This is a genomic window from Ruegeria sp. ABV4_181, assembly GCF_056158465.1.
In genome coordinates, this window is sequence record NZ_JBSWTI010000002.1 from 2,559,446 (window position 1) to 2,577,256 (window position 17,811).

General features: G+C 59.1%; 21 protein-coding genes and 1 tRNA gene. 14 read left to right on the plus strand and 8 right to left on the minus strand.

The window, feature by feature from the left end:
- The 7 genes from ACXAC3_RS12680 to ACXAC3_RS12710 all read right to left on the minus strand — a co-directional run bounded on the left by ACXAC3_RS12680 (position 1) and on the right by ACXAC3_RS12710 (position 5,642).
- Positions 1-774 (minus strand): ABC transporter ATP-binding protein, encoded by a 774-nt coding sequence (locus tag ACXAC3_RS12680; protein ID WP_475160619.1) that lies wholly within the window; start codon positions 772-774, stop codon positions 1-3.
- Complete coding sequence (locus ACXAC3_RS12685; RefSeq protein WP_475160621.1) at positions 771-1,535, minus strand: ABC transporter ATP-binding protein; 765 nt, start codon at positions 1,533-1,535, stop codon at positions 771-773. Before ACXAC3_RS12685 ends, ACXAC3_RS12680 begins: the two co-directional genes overlap by 4 nt.
- A complete protein-coding gene (locus ACXAC3_RS12690; protein ID WP_475160622.1) occupies positions 1,532-2,629 on the minus strand; it encodes a branched-chain amino acid ABC transporter permease in 1,098 nt (365 codons plus the stop codon). Before ACXAC3_RS12690 ends, ACXAC3_RS12685 begins: the two co-directional genes overlap by 4 nt.
- 4 nt (positions 2,630-2,633) lie before the next feature.
- Positions 2,634-3,509, minus strand: a complete 876-nt coding sequence (locus ACXAC3_RS12695) for a branched-chain amino acid ABC transporter permease (protein WP_475160623.1) — start codon at positions 3,507-3,509, stop codon at positions 2,634-2,636.
- Positions 3,510-3,584: 75 nt separating this feature from the next.
- A complete protein-coding gene (locus ACXAC3_RS12700) occupies positions 3,585-4,613 on the minus strand; it encodes a zinc-binding dehydrogenase (RefSeq protein ID WP_475160625.1) in 1,029 nt (342 codons plus the stop codon).
- A gap of 226 nt (positions 4,614-4,839) precedes the next feature.
- A complete protein-coding gene (locus ACXAC3_RS12705; RefSeq protein ID WP_475160626.1) occupies positions 4,840-5,331 on the minus strand; it encodes a hypothetical protein in 492 nt (163 codons plus the stop codon).
- 221 nt (positions 5,332-5,552) lie between these two features.
- Positions 5,553-5,642 (minus strand) — tRNA-Ser (locus tag ACXAC3_RS12710).
- A 123-nt stretch (positions 5,643-5,765) separates the two neighbouring features.
- Between ACXAC3_RS12710 and ACXAC3_RS12715 the strand changes: the two genes are divergently transcribed.
- From ACXAC3_RS12715 to ACXAC3_RS12755, 9 genes are all read left to right on the plus strand, one after another.
- Positions 5,766-6,608, plus strand: coding sequence for a DUF2059 domain-containing protein (locus tag ACXAC3_RS12715; RefSeq protein WP_475160628.1), 843 nt, complete (start codon positions 5,766-5,768; stop codon positions 6,606-6,608).
- Positions 6,608-7,408 (plus strand): DUF2059 domain-containing protein, encoded by an 801-nt coding sequence (locus ACXAC3_RS12720; RefSeq protein ID WP_475160630.1) that lies wholly within the window; start codon positions 6,608-6,610, stop codon positions 7,406-7,408. The genes ACXAC3_RS12715 and ACXAC3_RS12720 overlap by 1 nt, the downstream gene beginning before the upstream one ends.
- Positions 7,409-7,627: 219 nt before the next feature.
- Positions 7,628-8,245, plus strand: coding sequence for a 50S ribosomal protein L21 (locus ACXAC3_RS12725; protein WP_475160632.1), 618 nt, complete (start codon positions 7,628-7,630; stop codon positions 8,243-8,245).
- Between the two features lie 11 nt (positions 8,246-8,256).
- Entirely contained in the window at positions 8,257-8,526 is a 270-nt protein-coding gene (rpmA, locus tag ACXAC3_RS12730; RefSeq protein ID WP_010440093.1) for a 50S ribosomal protein L27, read from the plus strand.
- 96 nt (positions 8,527-8,622) lie between these two features.
- On the plus strand, positions 8,623-9,231 hold the full coding sequence (locus ACXAC3_RS12735; protein ID WP_475160633.1) for a LysE family translocator: 609 nt from the start codon (positions 8,623-8,625) through the stop codon (positions 9,229-9,231).
- Positions 9,228-9,764, plus strand: coding sequence for a GNAT family N-acetyltransferase (locus tag ACXAC3_RS12740; RefSeq protein ID WP_475160634.1), 537 nt, complete (start codon positions 9,228-9,230; stop codon positions 9,762-9,764). The genes ACXAC3_RS12735 and ACXAC3_RS12740 overlap by 4 nt, the downstream gene beginning before the upstream one ends.
- Before the next feature lie 37 nt (positions 9,765-9,801).
- Positions 9,802-10,836, plus strand: coding sequence for a GTPase ObgE (gene obgE / locus ACXAC3_RS12745; RefSeq protein ID WP_475160635.1), 1,035 nt, complete (start codon positions 9,802-9,804; stop codon positions 10,834-10,836).
- Entirely contained in the window at positions 10,824-11,930 is a 1,107-nt protein-coding gene (proB, locus tag ACXAC3_RS12750) for a glutamate 5-kinase (protein WP_475160638.1), read from the plus strand. Before obgE ends, proB begins: the two co-directional genes overlap by 13 nt.
- A gap of 45 nt (positions 11,931-11,975) precedes the next feature.
- Positions 11,976-13,238, plus strand: coding sequence for a glutamate-5-semialdehyde dehydrogenase (locus tag ACXAC3_RS12755; RefSeq protein ID WP_475160641.1), 1,263 nt, complete (start codon positions 11,976-11,978; stop codon positions 13,236-13,238).
- Here ACXAC3_RS12755 and ACXAC3_RS12760 read toward each other — a convergent pair.
- Positions 13,235-13,831, minus strand: a complete 597-nt coding sequence (locus tag ACXAC3_RS12760) for a histidine phosphotransferase family protein (protein ID WP_475160643.1) — start codon at positions 13,829-13,831, stop codon at positions 13,235-13,237. The two genes, ACXAC3_RS12755 and ACXAC3_RS12760, sit on opposite strands and share 4 nt — an antisense overlap.
- Positions 13,832-13,873: 42 nt before the next feature.
- Here ACXAC3_RS12760 and ACXAC3_RS12765 point away from each other — a divergent pair, with 42 nt between their 5' ends.
- The 5 genes from ACXAC3_RS12765 to tsf all read left to right on the plus strand — a co-directional run bounded on the left by ACXAC3_RS12765 (position 13,874) and on the right by tsf (position 17,673).
- Positions 13,874-14,056: a DUF3553 domain-containing protein gene (locus ACXAC3_RS12765; RefSeq protein WP_475160646.1), complete on the plus strand. Its 183-nt coding sequence runs from the start codon at positions 13,874-13,876 to the stop codon at positions 14,054-14,056.
- A 98-nt stretch (positions 14,057-14,154) separates the two neighbouring features.
- Positions 14,155-14,910 (plus strand): L-ornithine N(alpha)-acyltransferase, encoded by a 756-nt coding sequence (gene olsB, locus ACXAC3_RS12770; RefSeq protein WP_475160649.1) that lies wholly within the window; start codon positions 14,155-14,157, stop codon positions 14,908-14,910.
- Positions 14,897-15,751: a lyso-ornithine lipid O-acyltransferase gene (gene olsA, locus ACXAC3_RS12775; RefSeq protein WP_475160652.1), complete on the plus strand. Its 855-nt coding sequence runs from the start codon at positions 14,897-14,899 to the stop codon at positions 15,749-15,751. The genes olsB and olsA overlap by 14 nt, the downstream gene beginning before the upstream one ends.
- Positions 15,752-15,919: 168 nt before the next feature.
- Positions 15,920-16,720: a 30S ribosomal protein S2 gene (gene rpsB / locus ACXAC3_RS12780; protein ID WP_475160655.1), complete on the plus strand. Its 801-nt coding sequence runs from the start codon at positions 15,920-15,922 to the stop codon at positions 16,718-16,720.
- Between the two features lie 77 nt (positions 16,721-16,797).
- A complete protein-coding gene (tsf, locus tag ACXAC3_RS12785) occupies positions 16,798-17,673 on the plus strand; it encodes a translation elongation factor Ts (RefSeq protein ID WP_475160656.1) in 876 nt (291 codons plus the stop codon).
- Positions 17,674-17,811 lie beyond the last annotated feature (138 nt).

The following is a 17,811-nucleotide window of genomic DNA, read 5'->3' on the forward strand; positions in this document are numbered from 1 at the left end:
TCACCTCCACGTTTTCTTTCGTTTCCAGCGGCGATTTTCACGCGCGCCTTCCTCCTGCACGCCAAGGTAGAAATTCCGCACATCCTCGGACTCCATCAACACATCTGCCGCGCCATCCATGACGATGCGTCCGACCTCCATGACGTGGCCGTGATGGGCCAGGTCCAGCGCCGCGTTGGCGTTCTGTTCGACCAGCATCATGGTCATGTTCTGTTCGTCATTCAGGCGTTTCAGGATGCCGAATATCTCCTGCACCAGTAGCGGTGACAGACCCAGCGAGGGTTCGTCCAACAGCATGATTTTCGGGTTGGCCATCAGGCCGCGCCCGATCGCCAGCATCTGTTGTTGCCCGCCGGACAGGGTGCCGGCCTCCTGATCGCGACGTTCCTTGAGGATCGGAAAGTAGGAAAAAACCAGATCTCGGTCGTGGTCGATCTGCCCTTTGTCAGACAGCGTGTAGGCGCCGAGGCTGAGGTTTTCATCAACCGTCAGCAATGGGAATACCTCGCGCCCTTCGGGCACATGGACGATGCCCTTTTGCACGACCTTATGCGGTTCGGACCCCTGAATTTCATCCCCGTCAAAGGTGATCTTGCCTTTTTCCGGGTCCATCACGCCGGAAACGGTTTTCATCAGCGTGGTCTTGCCCGCGCCATTCGCCCCCAGGATCGATACGATTTGACCCGGGCGCACATCCAGCGACACGCCACGGATCGCCATGATCGGGCCATAGAAGCTTTCGACATTGCGGATGGTCAGGATCGGTTCGCTCATGAGGCTTTCCCCAGATATGCCTCAATCACCGCCGGGTGCGACTGTACCTGCGCCGGTGTTCCAAGCGCCAGTTTCGCGCCGTCTGCCATCGCCAGCACCCGGTCAGAGACGCCGGAAACCAGCCCCATATCATGTTCGACCATCAGAACCGTTATTCCCATTTGCCGCCGAATATCGTCGATCCACCAGCGCATGTCGGTCGTTTCCTCGACCGAGAGGCCTGAGGCGGGCTCATCCAGCAGCAAAAGCTTGGGGTCGGTTGCCAGTGCGCGCGCAACCTCGACCACTTTGCGCACACCGTAGGGCAGGCCCGAGATCATCTTGTCGCGGAACGCCTGCAGATCGAGGAAGTCGATGATTTCCTCGACCTTCTCGCGGTTCTCGATCTCCTGTCGGCGCGCGGACGGCAGAAACAAAATCTCGGACAGCATATTTGTCCGCCGGTGACGGTGCCGCCCGACCAGAAGGTTCTGCAAAACGGTGGCGTGTTCGAAAAGTTCGATGTTCTGAAATGTCCGCGCCACGCCGTACGCAGCGACGCCCGACGGCTTGACCTGCAACAGGTCGTGCCCGTCATACCGGATCGATCCGGCGAAAGGTTCGTAAAAACGCGAGATCAGGTTGAACACAGTGGATTTGCCCGCACCGTTCGGCCCGACGATGGCAAAAACCTCGCCTTCTTCAACCTGAAACGACAGATCGTTTACGGCGGTCAGACCGCCGAATTTCAGGGTGACGTTTTCAAACTCAAGCAAGCTCATCTCAGGCGCTCCGTCTTGAGGTATGATTTCTGGCGCTTGAACATGTCCTTGCGATAGAACGGGAACAGTTCGAACCAGGTACGGATTTTCAGCCAGCGGCCGTACAGGCCCATCGGTTCGAACAGGATGAAGGCAATCAGGATCATCCCGAATATGCCAAATTCCAGCCCCGGTATCGCAACCGTATTGCCGCCGAACAGCGCACCGGCATATTCCTTTGAGATCGACAGGAACTGCGGCAGAAAGCCAATGACGACAGCGCCCAGAAACGCGCCGTGGATCGAGCCAAGACCGCCAATCACGATCATCATCAGCAACTGAATTGAAATCACGACGCTGAATGTTTCGTTGTTGAACGCACCGGAAAACATTCCCATCAGCGCACCCGCCCAACCGGTGATGGCGCAGGAAATGGCGAATGAGATCATCTTGGTCCGGGCAATATCGACACCCATGGCCTGTGCCGACACTTCGGAATCGCGCACCGCGATGAAACTGCGCCCCAGCGGCGCGCGCAGAAGGTTGATGTAACCCAGAGTCACGATCACGGCGACGCCCAGCACCAGCCAGTAGAACAGATCCGGGGTTGCCCAGCGATCAACGAGGTGTCCGAATATCTCAACGCCGCCAAGATACTTACCGGCAACGCCACCGGTGATGGGCTCGGCCAGAACGATGACATCGTCCATCAGGATGGACAGTGCCATGGTGAAAATCGCCAGATAGATGCCGTGCAGACGCAGGGCAGGGATGGCGACCGTCACCCCGGCAATCCCGGTCAGGATGCCGGCCAACGGAAAGGCGGCCAGAAACGGTACGCCCGCTTCGATCAGGATGACGTTGGCATAGCAGCCAAAGGCCAGAAACGCCGCATGGCCCAGGCTGACCTGTCCGGTATGCCCCGTCAGCACCATCAAACCCAGCCCGGCAATCGCCCAGATCAGAACATTTGTCAGTTCACCCAGATAGAAGTCGTCCAGCCACCAGGGGGCCACTGCCACCACCGCCAGCAAGATCAGATACAGGCAGAGTTGATAGGCGTCCTTCCAGGGGCGGATGTCTTGCATATAGTCGGTTTTAAAAACGATCCGCATGCGCCTAGACCTTCTTGACCCGAACCTGACTGAACAGCCCGTTGGGACGGAAGATCAGCACCGCCAGCAACAGCGCATAAGGCGCGATCTGGCTGTATCCGGCGGCGATGTAGCGGCTGGCAAATGGTTCAATCACACCGACGATCAACCCTCCGGCCAAGGCGCCGGGCAGGCTGCCGAATTCACCAATGACAGCAGCCGCGAAGGCCTTGATGCCCAGCAGTCCGGTGGTGGGGTCCACCGATCCTTTTGCGGCGAACAGAATGCCTGCAATGCCCGCTACAGCGCCGGCCAAAGCCCAGATGAACCCTTGTACGCGTTTCACCGGGATGCCCATGTAATAGGCCGCCAACTGGTTTTGCGACGCGCCCTGCATCGCCAGTCCCAGCTTGGTCCGGCTGAAGAAGACATACAGGACCCAGGTCAGCAGTATGGTGACGATGATGACCGCCACATCCTCTAGCCCCAGCACCAGCCCGCCGAACCGTACCTCTTTCCCGGCCAGCGGATTTTGCAGGGTCTGCGGCTCATGCCCCCAGATCAGCCCGGCCGCGAACCGGATCACAAAACCAAGGGCAATCGTCAGGATGACGACAGCCGTCTGACTTTCGCCGAATAGCCGCCGGATGATCAGACGATCCAGCAAATAACCAAGCGCCGCCATGATACCCAGGGATATGGGCAGGGCCAGCCAGAACGGCAGGCCCATATATTCGGTATTCGTAAGCCCGATAGTGACAAATGCCCCCAGCATCATGAAATCGCCCTGCGCGAAATTCACTGCCTCGGTTGCCTTGTAAATCAACACAAACCCAAGGGCGATCAGGCCGTAGACACAGCCATTCGCCAGCCCGCTGATCAGCAGCTGCGCGTTGTCCAAATTCACCTCCCGATACCGGTTTTCCCGGCGTTCTTGGCGCCCCGGCTCAGATTTCCGATCCGGGGCTTTGTTCTACTATGGCGTGATAATCACCTTTCCGTCACTCTTTTTCAGCGCACCGGCCAGATTTGACACCACGTCCCTTAACGCAAGCCGTTCCGAGACATCGGTTTTCCAGCGCCCATCAGCAAAACGTGCCTGCACTTCGCCGACAACACGCATCTGATCGGCAAGCGGTGTCGAGGTCATCCACTGCGTCAGCCAGAACCCTTCGATCCGCTTGCTCATAAAGATCAGCTGACCCATCTGGGTCAGCTGCGGCAGTTCGGCACTGAGTTTGCCGTAGCACACCCAGCGCCCGCCGTTCGGCATTGCACAGAAAATCTGTTCGGACACCTGATCAGCAACGGCATCCAGGAACACCCGGGGCTTAAGTTCTTTGCTCAGGGCGGCAAATTTCTGACCCAGTTCCGGGTCGCCGGTGACCAGAACCTCGTGCGCCCCCAGCGCTTTCAGGTTGTCAACCGCATCAGCGCGGCGCACCAGAGCGATGGGTTTAAGGCCAAGGTCGCGACCGAGGCTGCACATCAGCTTGCCCAACTGGCTGGTCGCGGCCGAGACTACAAATGCGTCGCCGGCCTCGCGGGCAATATCGACCATCGCCATAGCGGTCATCGGATTGACGATCTGGGCCGATCCGTCCTCGTCCGATATCTCGGGCCGCAACGGGATGCACATCTGTGCCTGGGTGAGGGCGTATTCCGCCCATGCGCCTGAACCGGCGGCCACAAAGGCTACGCGCTGGCCCTGCAGCGCTTCGGCGCCTGCACCGGTGGCGACAACATCGCCGCAGCCTTCGAACCCCGCAGGGCTGCCCTTGACGCGCGGCTGACCGTATTCGCCCTTGATAAAGTGAATATCCGACGGATTGACCGACGACGCCCTGAGACGGATCAGGACCTGCCCGGGGCCGGGTTCGGGCACGGGGATCTCCGCCTCGGCCAGCCAGTCGGCGGCGTTTTCGATCACGGGTCCGGTGGCCGTTTCTGAATACCCGTCATGGGTTTGAAGGACGGCAAACATTGTTGAGGGCAGGGCGGTCATGATGGCTCCTTCTTGTGGGCGCTTCCGCGACCGATGACGGCCGCAGGAATATGGCAAACACATACCACGCCTGTTGGATCAGGTGTGGGCGAATATGTGCATTGGTATCCGGGGCAGCCAATCAAAAGCCCCCAGTCGCGTCAATCTGACAGCTCCTTTACGTGGCAGGAACCATGAGGCGCGCGGGCAAAAAAGGGGCGCCGGACCTCAGGCGCCCCAAGGGGGTTCACTGCCCCGACAACAGGTCACGAAGTTCCTGTATCTTTGTGGCGATGGTCTCGGGCGATGCCTGGATGTCATCCAGAATCTGAATCGCCTGCGTCTTGATTTCCTGGGCCAGGGTGCTTTCCTGAACCGACGCCACCATCGTGTCGTAATCGAAGTTCTGTACGGTCAGCGCCCCGTCTTCGATCCACGAGTTGATCAGATCCTGACCCTGGTTTGCCAGCGCGGCAACTTCCTCGCCCGCCTGATTGGCCAGATCGGTGGCGGTTTCCCCGGCCTGCTCGGCCGCGTCTGTCGCCTGCTCGGTGATCGAGGATGCAGCCTCGCTTGCCTGTTCGGTCACTGTTTCGGCTGCCTCGCCAACCGCATCGCCCGCATCCTGGGCCGCTGACTGCAATTGATCCGCCGGCGTTGGGTCGGACTGATTCAGATAGTAATAAATTCCAGCGCCAATGGCAGCTATGACTACACCTAATAAGATAGTACGCGACATGTGTCTCTCCTTTGGAAAATGTGTCGCCAAGATGGAAACAGGCTAGCGGGATTCAACGGTGAATTCCCGGAATTTCTTTTCAAAACGGGGGATTGAGCCAGCCTACGCCTATCAATCGCACACAGATGGCAATATCACGCCGCCGTGCAGCACGAGAGGTGGCAATAGAAGCAGATCATGCGAAAACAGGCCGGATAACGTGCAGCAAACTGGAAAGTTTGTGGCGGAGAGACAGGGATTCGAACCCTGGGTGGGCTTGCACCCACAACGGTTTTCGAGACCGCCCCGTTCGACCACTCCGGCACCTCTCCGCGGGGGTCTGTGAGGGGGGGATGTAGTCAGGAACGGGCAGGGGTGCAAGCAGAAAATTCCTGAATTTCACTTCACCGGTATTTTCCATTGCCAGACCGCCCAAAACGCCTAGGCTTCTGGGTATGACTTATCTTGCATCCCGTTTCGTCCTGCCTTTTTCCCTGTTGTTGCTGGTCCTGTCTACCGTGCCTCTGCCATCTGCGGCGGCCGGGCGCGACCGGATCGAGGCGTTTCTGACAACGACCGGATTCGACGTCGCACTGGAAAGCATCGCGCTTGCCTCGGCCTCGGCACCTCAGATGTTGGGAATCGACGCAAAGGACTTTGGATCGGACTGGAAACGCCTGACCGAAGAGGTGTTCGATACCGCCGACATGCACGAAACCGCTGTGTCGATCCTGGAACAGACCCTCAGCGATGACGCGCTGAACCACGCGGTGGAGTTCTATGCCTCGGACCTGGGACAACGGCTGGTCGAGGCGGAAAACGCGTCTCATATGGTCGAGGACGAGGATTCCAAACAGCAGGAAGGACAGAAAATCGTGTCCGACCTGATTCAACAGGGCTCACTGCGTGTTGAAAGCCTCAAGCGGATGAACAACGCCATTGACTCCAGCGGCACGGCTTTGCGGGCGCTACAGGAAATCCAGCTGCGGTTTCTTCTGGCCGCAAGTGCGTCGGGCGTGATTGATCTGCAACTGAACGGTGACGAGTTGCGGCAGATGATGCGGCGGAACGAAACCGGCATGCGACAGGCGTTGCAACTGTCTGCGCTGGCCGGGGCGGCCTATACCTATCAGGATTTTTCGGACACGGATGTTGTCGCCTATGCCGAAGCGCTGGAACAGCCGTTGATGCAGGAGGTGTACGAACTGCTGAACGCCATTCAGTATGAAATCATGGCGATGAAGTTCGAAATTCTGGCGGCCCGGATGGCGGATCTGCACCCGGCTCAGGATATTTAATGCACCGGATCGCCGCTGTCGCTGCCCTGATCCTATGGGCCTTGCCCTTGCAGGCCGAAGAAAGGGTCGAACGCCTGATACAGGCCATGCAGTTCGATCAGGTCATTGCCATCCTGCGCGAAGAAGGCAAATCGCAGGGGCGAGAAATGGATGAAGACATCCTGAACAACACCGGCGGGCCCATCTTCGCGGCGCAGGTTGAACGGATTTACGATCCTGTCGCGATGCGCAATCAGGTGACCGAGGTGTTCACCGAAGACCTGACCGACAGCCAGCTTGAACGCGCCATTCTGTTTTTCGAAAGCGATCTTGGTCAGACCATCGTTTCGCTGGAAAACTCCGCCCGAAAAGCCTTTGCCGATGAGACGATCGAGGAGATGGCCCGCGACGCCTACCGACAGGGCGATCAGAACACCGAACTGTTCCGGCTTGTCGAAGAATACATTCAGGTCAATGATCTAATCGAGCAGAATGTCCAAAGCTCTCTCAGCGCGGATTTCAGCTTTTTTCGAGGGCTGAACGACGACACCCCGAGCGACGATGCACAGCTGCTGGCCGGGCTTCTGGCGCAGAAGGACAGCGTGACAGCTGAAACAAAAACCTGGTTGTATTCCTTTCTGCTGCTGGCCTATCAGCCCCTGAACGACACCCAGATGCGCGAGAATATCGCGTTTTCCCGCACCGAGACGGGCAAGGCGGTCAACGAGGCCCTTTTTGAGATTTTTGATCGGATGTATGGCGAGATCTATTTCAAACTGGGACAGGCGGTTTCGCAGGTGTTGAAAGGATCGGATCTATAGTCATCATTTCGTGTTGACTTTCCGCTGTAATCTATGGATAAGCGCGCATCCCGGCCGGTTCCTCCGCGCCGGGTCTCGTTATTATTGACCCACCGGGCAAGTCCCAAGGGTCGTCACACAGCCCGAAAAGGGCGCGCTGTTCGAGGTGGCTTTCAAGTTTCTTGGGGCCAAAACACCCGGAAGGGGACCACAGAACGCGGGTTAGAAAAGGAAAGACGCATGTTTGCGGTCCTCAAGACTGGCGGCAAGCAGTACAAGGTTCAGGCGGGCGACGTGCTCCGCGTTGAAAAACTGGCTGCCGACGCAGGTGAAAAAGTTCAATTCAACGATGTTCTGATGCTGGGCGGCGACGCTCCGGTTGTTGGTGCACCTTTCGTTGAAGGCGCAGGCGTACAGGCCGAAGTGATCGAACAGATCAAAGGTGACAAGGTCATCAAGTTCGTCAAGCGCCGTCGTAAGCACAGCTCGAAGCGTACCGTTGGCCACCGTCAGAAGCTGACTCTGGTCAAGATCACTGACATCCTGTCGTCGGGCGCTGACAAGTCTGGCATCAAAGCTGCAACCGGTTCGGCTCCGGCTGGCGAAGCTGCTCCGGCGGCGAAAAAGCCTGCCAAGAAAGCTGAAGCCAAGGCAGAGGCACCCGCGGCTGCGGCTGCTGCCGATGATCTGACCAAGCTGAACGGTGTCGGCCCCGCCGCTGCCAAGAAGCTGAACGAGGCCGGTATCGAGAGCTTTGCCGCTCTGGCCGCCTTGTCGGACGAGCAGATTGCTGCTATCGACACCATCAAAGTGAAACCCGAATGGGTTGAGCAAGCCAAAGAGCTGGCTCAGGGCTAAGGAGAGAGAGAATGGCACATAAGAAAGCTGGCGGTTCCTCCCGTAACGGTCGCGACTCAGCGGGTCGTCGCCTTGGCGTGAAACTGTATGGTGGCCAGGCAGCCATCGCAGGCAACATCATCGTACGTCAGCGCGGCACCAAGTTTTGGCCGGGCGAAGGCGTAGGCATGGGCAAAGACCACACAATCTTTGCAACTGTCGATGGCGCTGTGAAGTTCCACAAAGGCCTCAAAAACCGCACCTTTATTTCGGTCCTGCCAGTGGCGGAGGCCGCAGAGTAAGCCGAAACCCAGAAGGTTTAAGAAAAATTCATGGGGGACCGGCACAAAGTGCCGGTCCCCTTTCTCGTTTTAACGCAATTGTGAAGCCAAGCCCCAATGACAGTCGCAACCACCAGCTTCCTGATCTTTGCCGCCTCTCAGGTCGGCACGCCGGGACCGGCCAATATGGTCCTGCTGGGCACCGGTGCGCGGTTTGGTTTTCGGGCGGCACTGCCGTTTGTGGGCGGCGTCATACTGGGTAAACAGCTGATAATCTGGCCTGTCGGATTTGGCCTGATGCAATTGGCGGATCAGGCGCCTGCGGTATTTTCCGTTCTGAAATACGCCTCTGCCGCCTATGTCTGCTGGCTTGCGTGGAAGATCGCCAACCTGCGGCTGTCACGCAGCAGCGGCTCTGACCGGGTTCCGGGATTCTGGTCCGGGTTGATCGTGCACCCGCTGAACCCAAAGGCATGGGCCATGATAATCGCCGGTTTCACCGGGTTTGTGGCCGCGGGAACACCCAGTTTCACGGCGACGCTGACGATCGCGCTCTGCCTGTTGTTGTGTCAGTTGATCCTGCACCCGATTTGGACATTTGCAGGCGACAGAATTGCGCACGCGGTTGAAGGACAGCCCGTGGAAAAATATCTGATGTGGATGCTAGCGAGTTTGACTGTTGCGTCCGTAATTTTCGTGTTGTTCGGAGGAGGAACGCACTCATGAAACTTGAGACGATAATAAACCAGCCGGTCATTGAAACCGAGCGGTTCGATCTGCGCCCCCTGCGCCGGTCGGATATGGGTCTCATTGAACATTATGCAGGTGATGAACGTGTGGCCCGGATGACGACCAGCATCGCGCATCCGCTGGTGCCGGGTTCAACCGAGGCCTTTGTGGTCCGCTCCATGTCAGACGACCGGGACGAAGACGTCTGGGCGATGGATGCGACCAAAGACGGCGGGCCGGAACTGATCGGCCTGATTTCATTGAAGCGGCTGGATCGCAACCAGTCCGAGGTCGGTTATTGGGTCGCGCCGATCTATTGGAATACCGGCATCGCGTCGATGGCGGTCGAAGCGCTGGTCAACGCCAACCCGCTGGAGAACGCGACCATGTTCGCCAGCGTGTTTCAGGACAATCCGGCCTCGGCCCGGGTGCTGACCCATTGCGGGTTCCAGTATCTTGGCGATGCCGAAAGTTATTCGGTGGCGCGCGATGCGAACGTGCCCACCTGGACATACAGCAAAAAACTCTGACTTGTGGCCGATGGGGCCTTTGCAGTAGGGGACAGTCATGAAATTTCTCGATCTTGCAAAGGTCTACATCCGGTCCGGAGCCGGTGGTAGCGGGTGCGTCAGCTTCCGACGCGAAAAATACATCGAATATGGCGGTCCCGATGGCGGCGACGGCGGCAAGGGCGGGTCTGTTTGGGCCGAGGTTGTGGATGGGCTGAATACCCTGATCGACTTTCGCTATCAGCAGCATTTCTTTGCCAAGAACGGTCAACCCGGTCGCGGTCAGCAACGCACCGGTAAGGATGGCGATGACATCGTCCTGCGCGTTCCCGTGGGCACCGAGATTCTGGATGAAGACGAAGAAACCGTAATCTGCGATCTGACCGAGGTTGGCCAGCGGGTTCTGCTGGCCAAGGGCGGCAATGGCGGTTTCGGCAACCTGCATTTCAAATCGGCCACCAATCAGGCCCCACGCCGCGCCAATCCAGGTCAGGCCGGGATTGATCGCACAATCTGGTTGCGGCTGAAGCTGATCGCGGATGTGGGGCTGCTGGGTATGCCCAACGCGGGCAAATCGACCTTTCTGGCGGCGACATCGAACGCGCGGCCCAAGATAGCAGACTATCCCTTCACTACGCTGCATCCCAATCTGGGCGTCGTTGGCGTCGATAACGTGGAATTTGTCGTGGCCGACATCCCCGGCCTGATCGAAGGCGCGCATGAAGGGCGCGGCATTGGCGACCGGTTTCTGGGGCATGTGGAACGCTGCGCAGTGCTGCTGCATCTGGTCGACGGAACCTCGGAAACTGTTGCCGAAGACTACCGGACCATTATTCACGAATTGGAAGCCTATGGCGGCGCACTGGCGGAAAAGCCGCGCATTACCGTTTTGAACAAGGTCGACGCGCTGGACCAGGAAGAACTGGCCGCGACCAGGGCCGAACTGGAAGAGGCCGTGGGCGGCCCTGTTATGACAATGTCCGGTGTGGCGCATCTGGGCGTGACCGAGGTGCTGCGGGCGTTGCGGGCACAAATCGACCACGACCGTCTGCGGCAAAAGCCCGCCGAGGAGACCAAGACTTGGCAACCCTGACCTCGGCGAAACGACTGGTTGTCAAAATCGGATCTGCCTTGCTGGTGGACCGAAATACCGGATTGCTGCGGTCCGACTGGCTGATTTCACTGGCGCAGGATGTGGCGTGGCTCAAGGGGCAGGGGACGGATGTAATTCTGGTCTCGTCCGGGTCCATCGCGCTGGGGCGCGGTGTGTTGGGCCTGCCGATGGCGACATTGCCGCTGGAACAGTCGCAGGCGGCGGCGGCCGTGGGCCAGATCCGTCTGGCGCGCGCGTATGAGCAGGCGTTGACACCACACGGGATCACCACGGCACAGGTTCTGGTCACCCTGGAAGACAGCGCCGATCGCCGCCGCTATCTGAATTCGCGGGCGACGCTGGAGACTTTGCTGGGGCTGGGTGTCGTTCCGATTGTCAATGAAAACGATACCGTCGCGACGGACGAAATCCGATATGGCGACAACGATCGGCTAGCGGCCCAGATTGCCGTCACCGTTGGCGCGGATCAGTTGATTTTGCTGTCGGATGTGGATGGGTTTTACACAGGCAATCCAACCGAAGACCCCGCCGCCACCCGCTATGACGTGATCGGAGAAATCACCCCCGAGATCGAAGAAATGGCCGGCGATGCCGGGTCGGGCCTTTCCAAAGGCGGGATGAAGACCAAGTTGCTGGCGGCCAAAATGGCCACCGCTGCCGGGTGCGACATGGCGATCACCGAAGGATCACCCCTGAACCCATTGAAATCCCTTGAAAACGGCGCAAACAGTACGTGGTTCACGGCCACGCTGGATCCGCATGCCGCCCGCAAACGCTGGATCTCTGCAATGAAACCGCGTGGTGAAATTGTCGTCGACGAAGGAGCGGCGCGGGCGCTTGGCAACGGCAAAAGCCTGTTGCCCGCCGGTATTGTCGAGGTGACCGGTGATTTCGGGCGCGGCGACCCTGTCGCGATTCTGGACCCAAGCGCGCGCCGTCTGGCGCAGGGGCTCAGCCGTTATACCGCGCAAGAGGCGGACGCGATCAAAGGGCGCAAATCATCCGAGATTGAAGCGACGCTGGGATACCCGGGACGGGCGGTGCTGATCCACCGGGACGATTTGGCGCTGTAGCAGCGCAATGTTAGAACTGAAAAGACCGACTGAAAGGCACATGAGATGAAGGATTTCGACAGTATTCCCACATTGATGGCCGATCTTGGAAAGCGCGCCAAGTCGGCCTCGGCCGATCTGGCCTTCGCCAGCGCCGAGCGCAAGCACGCCGCTCTGATCGCTACGGCAGATGCGGTCTGGGCGAACCGCGCGAAAATCATCGAAGCCAACCAGAAGGATCTGGAATTCGGCCGCGAAAAGGGCCTGAGCCCGGCGATGATGGACCGCCTGATGCTGGACGAGTTTCGTGTTCAGGGGATGGTCGACGGTTTGCGTACCGTTGCGGATCAGGCTGACCCGGTTGGCGAAGTTCTGACGGAATGGGACATGGCCTCGGGCCTCAACATCCAGCGCGTGCGCACGCCGCTGGGTGTGATCGGTGTAATCTATGAAAGCCGCCCGAACGTCACAGCGGATGCCGGCGCGCTGTGCCTGAAATCCGGCAACGCGGTGATCCTACGCGGCGGTTCTGAAAGCTTCCATTCCTCAACTGCCATTCACGCCTGTCTGGTCGAAGGGCTGAAGGCTGCGAACCTGCCCGAAGATGCCATCCAGCTGATCCCCACGCGCGACCGTGCAGCGGTGCAGGAACTGCTGACCATGATCGACTATGTCGACGTCATCGTTCCGCGCGGCGGCAAGGGGCTGGTCGGGCTGGTGCAGCGCGAAGCCCGCGTTCCGGTCTTTGCCCATCTCGAAGGCATCGTGCACATCTATATCGACAAAGACGCCGACCCGCAGAAAACCCTGGACGTCGTTCTGAATGCCAAGACGCGCCGCACCGGGATTTGCGGCGCCGCGGAATGCCTGCTGGTCCATCAGGATGTGGCCGAAACACTGGGTCGGGATGTCGTCGCGGCCCTGCTGGCCGCAGGTGTCGAGGTTCATGCCGAGGGCGCGATGGCTGTTGACGGCACGGTGGCAGCAACATCCGATGACTGGGGCAAGGAATTCCTCGACAGCATCATCGCGGCCAGACCGGTCACCGATATTGACGACGCCATCGCACATATTCGCCGGTTCGGATCAAACCACACGGACTGCATCATGACCGAGGATGCGAATGCCGCCGCCCGGTTCTTTGAACGGCTCGACAGTGCAATCCTGATACACAACGCCTCGACCCAGTTCGCCGATGGCGGAGAGTTCGGGATGGGCGCCGAGATCGGAATTGCGACCGGCAAGATGCACGCGCGCGGACCGGTCGGCGCGGCGCAACTGACAAGCTTCAAATACCTTGTACGCGGGAATGGAACGACCCGGGCCTAAAACCGGATCAAAACGCGGGTAGCGGTGGTTTCCGCCGCAACCCGCCGCCCCATCGACGCAGCCGCCTGCGGCAACAGGGCGAATTGCACCTGTGCGGGTTTTACAGCATTGGCAAACCGACCCGAAGGCAGGTTCTTCCAAAGGTCGCTGTCCAGGTTCAGCTTGTCCGCAGACCCGGTAACTGTCCAGTCCGGGCCCGAGTTTTCAATCGTGACCTCACCGCCAAACGGCATCGCGCTTTCGCAGCACATCATTGCCAGAAACGCCAGCTTGACCTGATTGCGCGGCACTGCCCCTGTCAGGTTCCAGTTGACGCGCACGCGGCCCGCACGTTCCACATCCTTCAGCAGTTCGGCAACCTCGGCGCGCCCGAGCGGCTGATCGCTGGCCGATCCGAAAGCGACGCGAAAAAACCGTATCCGCGCCCCTGCGCTGCCGACGCTACCCGAAATCAGCTCCATCTCAGGACCCTGGACCGAGCCAACCATCTCAAGCAACTCCAGACCATTGGTGATCGCGCCAATGGGGCTGATCAGATCATGGCAGATCCGGGAGCCGATCAACTCGGCCAGGTTGACTGTGGTGTCGCTCATGCGTACCTCCTGCTGCATCTGCCGCCGGACCGGAGCCCTTGGATGACAGACCTCAATGCTATTCTTGCACCGGGCATGTTTGTCCGCCACCCCGATTTCCCCGAATGGGGTGTCGGACAGGTACAGTCCAACATCGCAGGCAAGATCACCGTGAACTTTCGCGAGCAGGGGAAAGTGGTGATTGACGGAACACGCATCACCCTGATGCCCGTCTTTGATCCGTGAAACTGGTTTAGGAAAGGTTAACGGTTTCGCATATCTGCGCTTGTTGCCATCCCCCCGGAAACTGCGGTATCAGCGCGCAAACAAGAACGGAACCATTGATGCCGGACGCAGGCCCTTCCTTTACCGTCAAGCTTGCCGAAACCGAGGCCGAACTGCGCGCAGCCCAGCGTCTGCGCTATGACGTGTTCGTGCGCGAACTGGGCGGCGGTGGAGAGATGGTGGATCATGAGGCCGGGCTGGAACGGGACCAGTTCGATCCGTACTTTGATCATATGCTGGCCATCGACGACCTGACCCACGAAGTTGTGGGCGTTTACAGGCTGTTACCGGGTGAACGTGCGGCGGAACTGGGCCAGTTTTATTCCGAGGACGAATACGATCTGACCGTGCTCAAACAAGGCGGTCGCAAATTGCTGGAACTGGGCCGATCCTGCCTTCGCCCCGATTACAGGGGTGGCACGGCAATGTACCACCTGTGGAACGGTCTGGCGGGCTATGTCAACGAACGCGGTATCGAAGTGCTGTTCGGAGTGGCAAGCTTTCACGGAACGGATGTGCGTGAACTGGCGCAACCCTTGTCGATGCTGCACCACAACCACCTGGCCCCGCCGGACCTGCGGGTTCGCGCGCAGCCGGATGTGTTCGAACCAATGGATCTGGTCGCGCCCGAGAATCTAGACCGCCGCGCGGCGATGGTGCAGGTGCCCGCGCTGATCAAGGCCTATCTGCGGCTGGGCGGATTCGTGGGCGAGGGGGCCTTTATCGACCACGCGTTCAACACAACTGATGTGTGCCTGATCCTCGACACGGCCCGCATGAACGACCGGCAACGGCGCATCTATGGCGGAGCCTGAACAGGTGAACGATCCTTCCTGGTACAGCGAAGACGCGCCCGATCCGGTTGAGTTGGGCCTTATTGGCTGGCTGCTGGTGGCTCTGCGCGGCATTCCACTGGCGGTTCTGGTGTTCGGCGGCCTGATCGTTCTGTTGGTTTTTCGCCTGATTGAGCGTCCGCTGTATGGTGTGCGCCGCCCGATCACTCCGTTCATCACGCAATTCGTCTGCCGAAACGCCTTTCGCATTCTAGGGATCGGGTTTCGGTCCTCGGGCGAATTGATGAAGCAACACGGCGCGGTGGTGGCAAACCATTCGTCCTGGCTGGACATTTTCGCGCTGAACGCCCGCAAACGGGTTTATTTCGTGTCAAAGGCCGAGGTCGCAAAATGGCCCGGGATCGGATGGCTGGCCCGTGCAACCGGGACTGTGTTTATCGAGAGAGACCGGAAAAAAGCGCGCGAACAGACAAAACTGTTCGAAGAACGTTTGTCTGCGGGTCACAAGCTGTTGTTTTTTCCGGAAGGGACCTCGACGGACAATCTGCGTGTTTTGCCATTTAAAACAACGCTTTTCGCCGCATTCTTCACTGACGAACTGCGGGAGTTCATGTATGTACAGCCCGTCTCGGTGATCTTTCATGCCCCGAAGGGACAAACAGACAGGTTCTATGGCTGGTGGGGCGATATGGAGTTCGGGCCGCATTTGCTGAAGACGCTGGGCGCACGCAGGCAGGGCATGGTCGAGTTGATCTATCACGCTCCGGCAAAGGTCAGCGACTTTGCCAACCGCAAGGAACTGGCGGTTCATTGCGAGCAGGCCGTGCGTCACGCGCATTCGCTGGCGCGGCTTGAAAAATAGGGTCAAAAGGCCCTTGCGCTGCCATAAAACCTGCCGTATACGCGCGCCATTCAAACCCGCAGGCGGGGTTTGGCCTTTTTGAGGGAGACATCCTCATCAAGACCGCCGGTTGGAGCATCCGCTTCTTTCACCCCCGCCCAGGCGTAAACCGGAAAAGGAAAACATAGCATGGCTCTTCCCGAGTTCACCATGCGTCAGCTGCTGGAAGCTGGCGTTCACTTTGGTCACCAGACACAGCGTTGGAATCCCCGCATGGGCCCGTTCATCTACGGCTCGCGCAATGGCATCCACATCATGGACCTGACCCAGACCGTTCCGATGCTGGATCAGGCTCTGCAGGCCGTTCGTGACACCGTCGCAAAAGGTGGCCGCGTTCTGTTCGTTGGTACCAAGCGTCAGGCCGCTGGCCCGATCGCGGAAGCCGCTGAAAAGTCGGCTCAGTACTACATGAACCACCGCTGGCTGGGCGGCACGCTGACCAACTGGAAAACCGTTTCCCAGTCGATCAACCGTCTGAACCAGATCGACGAAGCGATGGAATCGGGCGCCGAAGGCCTGACCAAGAAAGAGCGTCTGGGCATGGAGCGTGACCAGGCCAAGCTGCAGGCTTCGCTGGGCGGTATCCGCGAGATGGGCGGCGTTCCGGATCTGCTGTTCGTCATCGACGTCAAGAAAGAAGCACTGGCCATCGCCGAAGCCAACAAACTGGGTATCCCGGTTGTGGCTGTTGTCGACACCAACTGCTCGCCCGATGGTGTTGATTACATCATCCCCGGCAACGACGACGCAGCCCGCGCTATCGCGCTGTACTGCGATCTGGCCGCGCGTGCCGCTCTGGACGGTATGACCGCACAGCTGGGTGCTGCTGGCGTTGATCTGGGTGAATTCGAAGAAGCACCGGTTGAAGAAGCCGTTGCCGAAGAAGCACCTGCAGAAGAAGCCGCGCCGGAAGCCAAGGCCGAAGCGTAAGCTGCCCGTCACCAAAATGACATATGGGGCAGGGTATGACCTGCCCCAATTCCGTTTGAATTGAGGAGAGCCGAAAGATGGCAATCACAGCAGCAATGGTTAAAGAACTGCGCGACTCGACTGGCGCAGGCATGATGGACGCGAAAAAAGCGCTGACCGAAACCGGCGGCAACATGGACGAGGCCGTTGACTGGCTGCGCACCAAAGGTCTGGCCAAAGCGGCCAAGAAATCGGGCCGTACCGCAGCAGAAGGTCTGGTTGCCGTGCACGTTGACGGTGGCAACGGTGTTGCTGTCGAAGTGAACTCGGAAACCGACTTTGTCGCGAAGAACGCTGAGTTCCAGGAAATGGTCGGCAAGATCGCCTACGCTGCTGAAGGCGTCGACAACGTCGAGGCTCTGCTGGCTGCTGATCTGGGCGGCAAGTCCGTTGCCGACACCCTGACCGACAAGATCGCTACTATCGGCGAAAACATGTCGGTGCGCCGCATGGCCAAACTGTCGGGTGATATTGTTGTGTCCTACGTCCACAACGCGGCCACCAACGGCATGGGCAAAATCGGCGTTCTGGTTGCTCTGTCCGGCGGTGACGAAGCGATCGGCAAGCAGATTGCGATGCATATCGCAGCTGTGAACCCGGCAGCCCTGTCCGAAGCGGACATGGACCCGGCCGTGGTCGAGAAGGAAAAGCAGGTTCAGATGGACATCGCCCGCGAATCCGGCAAGCCGGAGCAGGTGATCGAGAAGATGATCGTGGGCCGCATGAAGAAATTCGTCGCGGAATCGACTCTGTTGAACCAGCAGTTCGTTGTGAACCCTGACCTGACCGTCGAGGCAGCCGCCAAGGAAGCAGGCGCAACCATCACCGGTTTCGTCCGCCTGGAAGTTGGCGAAGGCATCGTCGTCGAAAAAGAAGACTTCGCCGCCGAAGTGGCCAAGGCCGCTCAGGGCTAAACAGATTTGCCCGGACCGTAATGGGTCCGGGCGTTTCGACAAGGACCGGTTGCGCGATGCGCAGCCGGTCTTTTCTTTTGCGGAATCAAAAAAGGGCGCCAAAGCGCCCGCATGTCTTCCGGATTTGAATTGAGGGGC

Excerpts from the sequence above, each read along its gene's own strand:
- ACXAC3_RS12680 (WP_475160619.1), bottom strand. The coding sequence starts at position 774 with ATGAGCGAACCGATCCTGACCATCCGCAATGTCGAAAGCTTCTATGGC.
- ACXAC3_RS12685 (WP_475160621.1), bottom strand. The coding sequence starts at position 1,535 with ATGAGCTTGCTTGAGTTTGAAAACGTCACCCTGAAATTCGGCGGTCTG.
- ACXAC3_RS12690 (WP_475160622.1), bottom strand. The coding sequence starts at position 2,629 with ATGCGGATCGTTTTTAAAACCGACTATATGCAAGACATCCGCCCCTGG.
- ACXAC3_RS12700 (WP_475160625.1), bottom strand. The coding sequence starts at position 4,613 with ATGACCGCCCTGCCCTCAACAATGTTTGCCGTCCTTCAAACCCATGAC.
- ACXAC3_RS12705 (WP_475160626.1), bottom strand. The coding sequence starts at position 5,331 with ATGTCGCGTACTATCTTATTAGGTGTAGTCATAGCTGCCATTGGCGCT.
- ACXAC3_RS12715 (WP_475160628.1), top strand. The coding sequence starts at position 5,766 with ATGACTTATCTTGCATCCCGTTTCGTCCTGCCTTTTTCCCTGTTGTTG.
- ACXAC3_RS12720 (WP_475160630.1), top strand. The coding sequence starts at position 6,608 with ATGCACCGGATCGCCGCTGTCGCTGCCCTGATCCTATGGGCCTTGCCC.
- ACXAC3_RS12725 (WP_475160632.1), top strand. The coding sequence starts at position 7,628 with ATGTTTGCGGTCCTCAAGACTGGCGGCAAGCAGTACAAGGTTCAGGCG.
- rpmA (WP_010440093.1), top strand. The coding sequence starts at position 8,257 with ATGGCACATAAGAAAGCTGGCGGTTCCTCCCGTAACGGTCGCGACTCA.
- ACXAC3_RS12735 (WP_475160633.1), top strand. The coding sequence starts at position 8,623 with ATGACAGTCGCAACCACCAGCTTCCTGATCTTTGCCGCCTCTCAGGTC.
- ACXAC3_RS12740 (WP_475160634.1), top strand. The coding sequence starts at position 9,228 with ATGAAACTTGAGACGATAATAAACCAGCCGGTCATTGAAACCGAGCGG.
- obgE (WP_475160635.1), top strand. The coding sequence starts at position 9,802 with ATGAAATTTCTCGATCTTGCAAAGGTCTACATCCGGTCCGGAGCCGGT.
- ACXAC3_RS12755 (WP_475160641.1), top strand. The coding sequence starts at position 11,976 with ATGAAGGATTTCGACAGTATTCCCACATTGATGGCCGATCTTGGAAAG.
- ACXAC3_RS12760 (WP_475160643.1), bottom strand. The coding sequence starts at position 13,831 with ATGAGCGACACCACAGTCAACCTGGCCGAGTTGATCGGCTCCCGGATC.
- ACXAC3_RS12765 (WP_475160646.1), top strand. The coding sequence starts at position 13,874 with ATGACAGACCTCAATGCTATTCTTGCACCGGGCATGTTTGTCCGCCAC.
- olsB (WP_475160649.1), top strand. The coding sequence starts at position 14,155 with ATGCCGGACGCAGGCCCTTCCTTTACCGTCAAGCTTGCCGAAACCGAG.
- olsA (WP_475160652.1), top strand. The coding sequence starts at position 14,897 with ATGGCGGAGCCTGAACAGGTGAACGATCCTTCCTGGTACAGCGAAGAC.
- rpsB (WP_475160655.1), top strand. The coding sequence starts at position 15,920 with ATGGCTCTTCCCGAGTTCACCATGCGTCAGCTGCTGGAAGCTGGCGTT.
- tsf (WP_475160656.1), top strand. The coding sequence starts at position 16,798 with ATGGCAATCACAGCAGCAATGGTTAAAGAACTGCGCGACTCGACTGGC.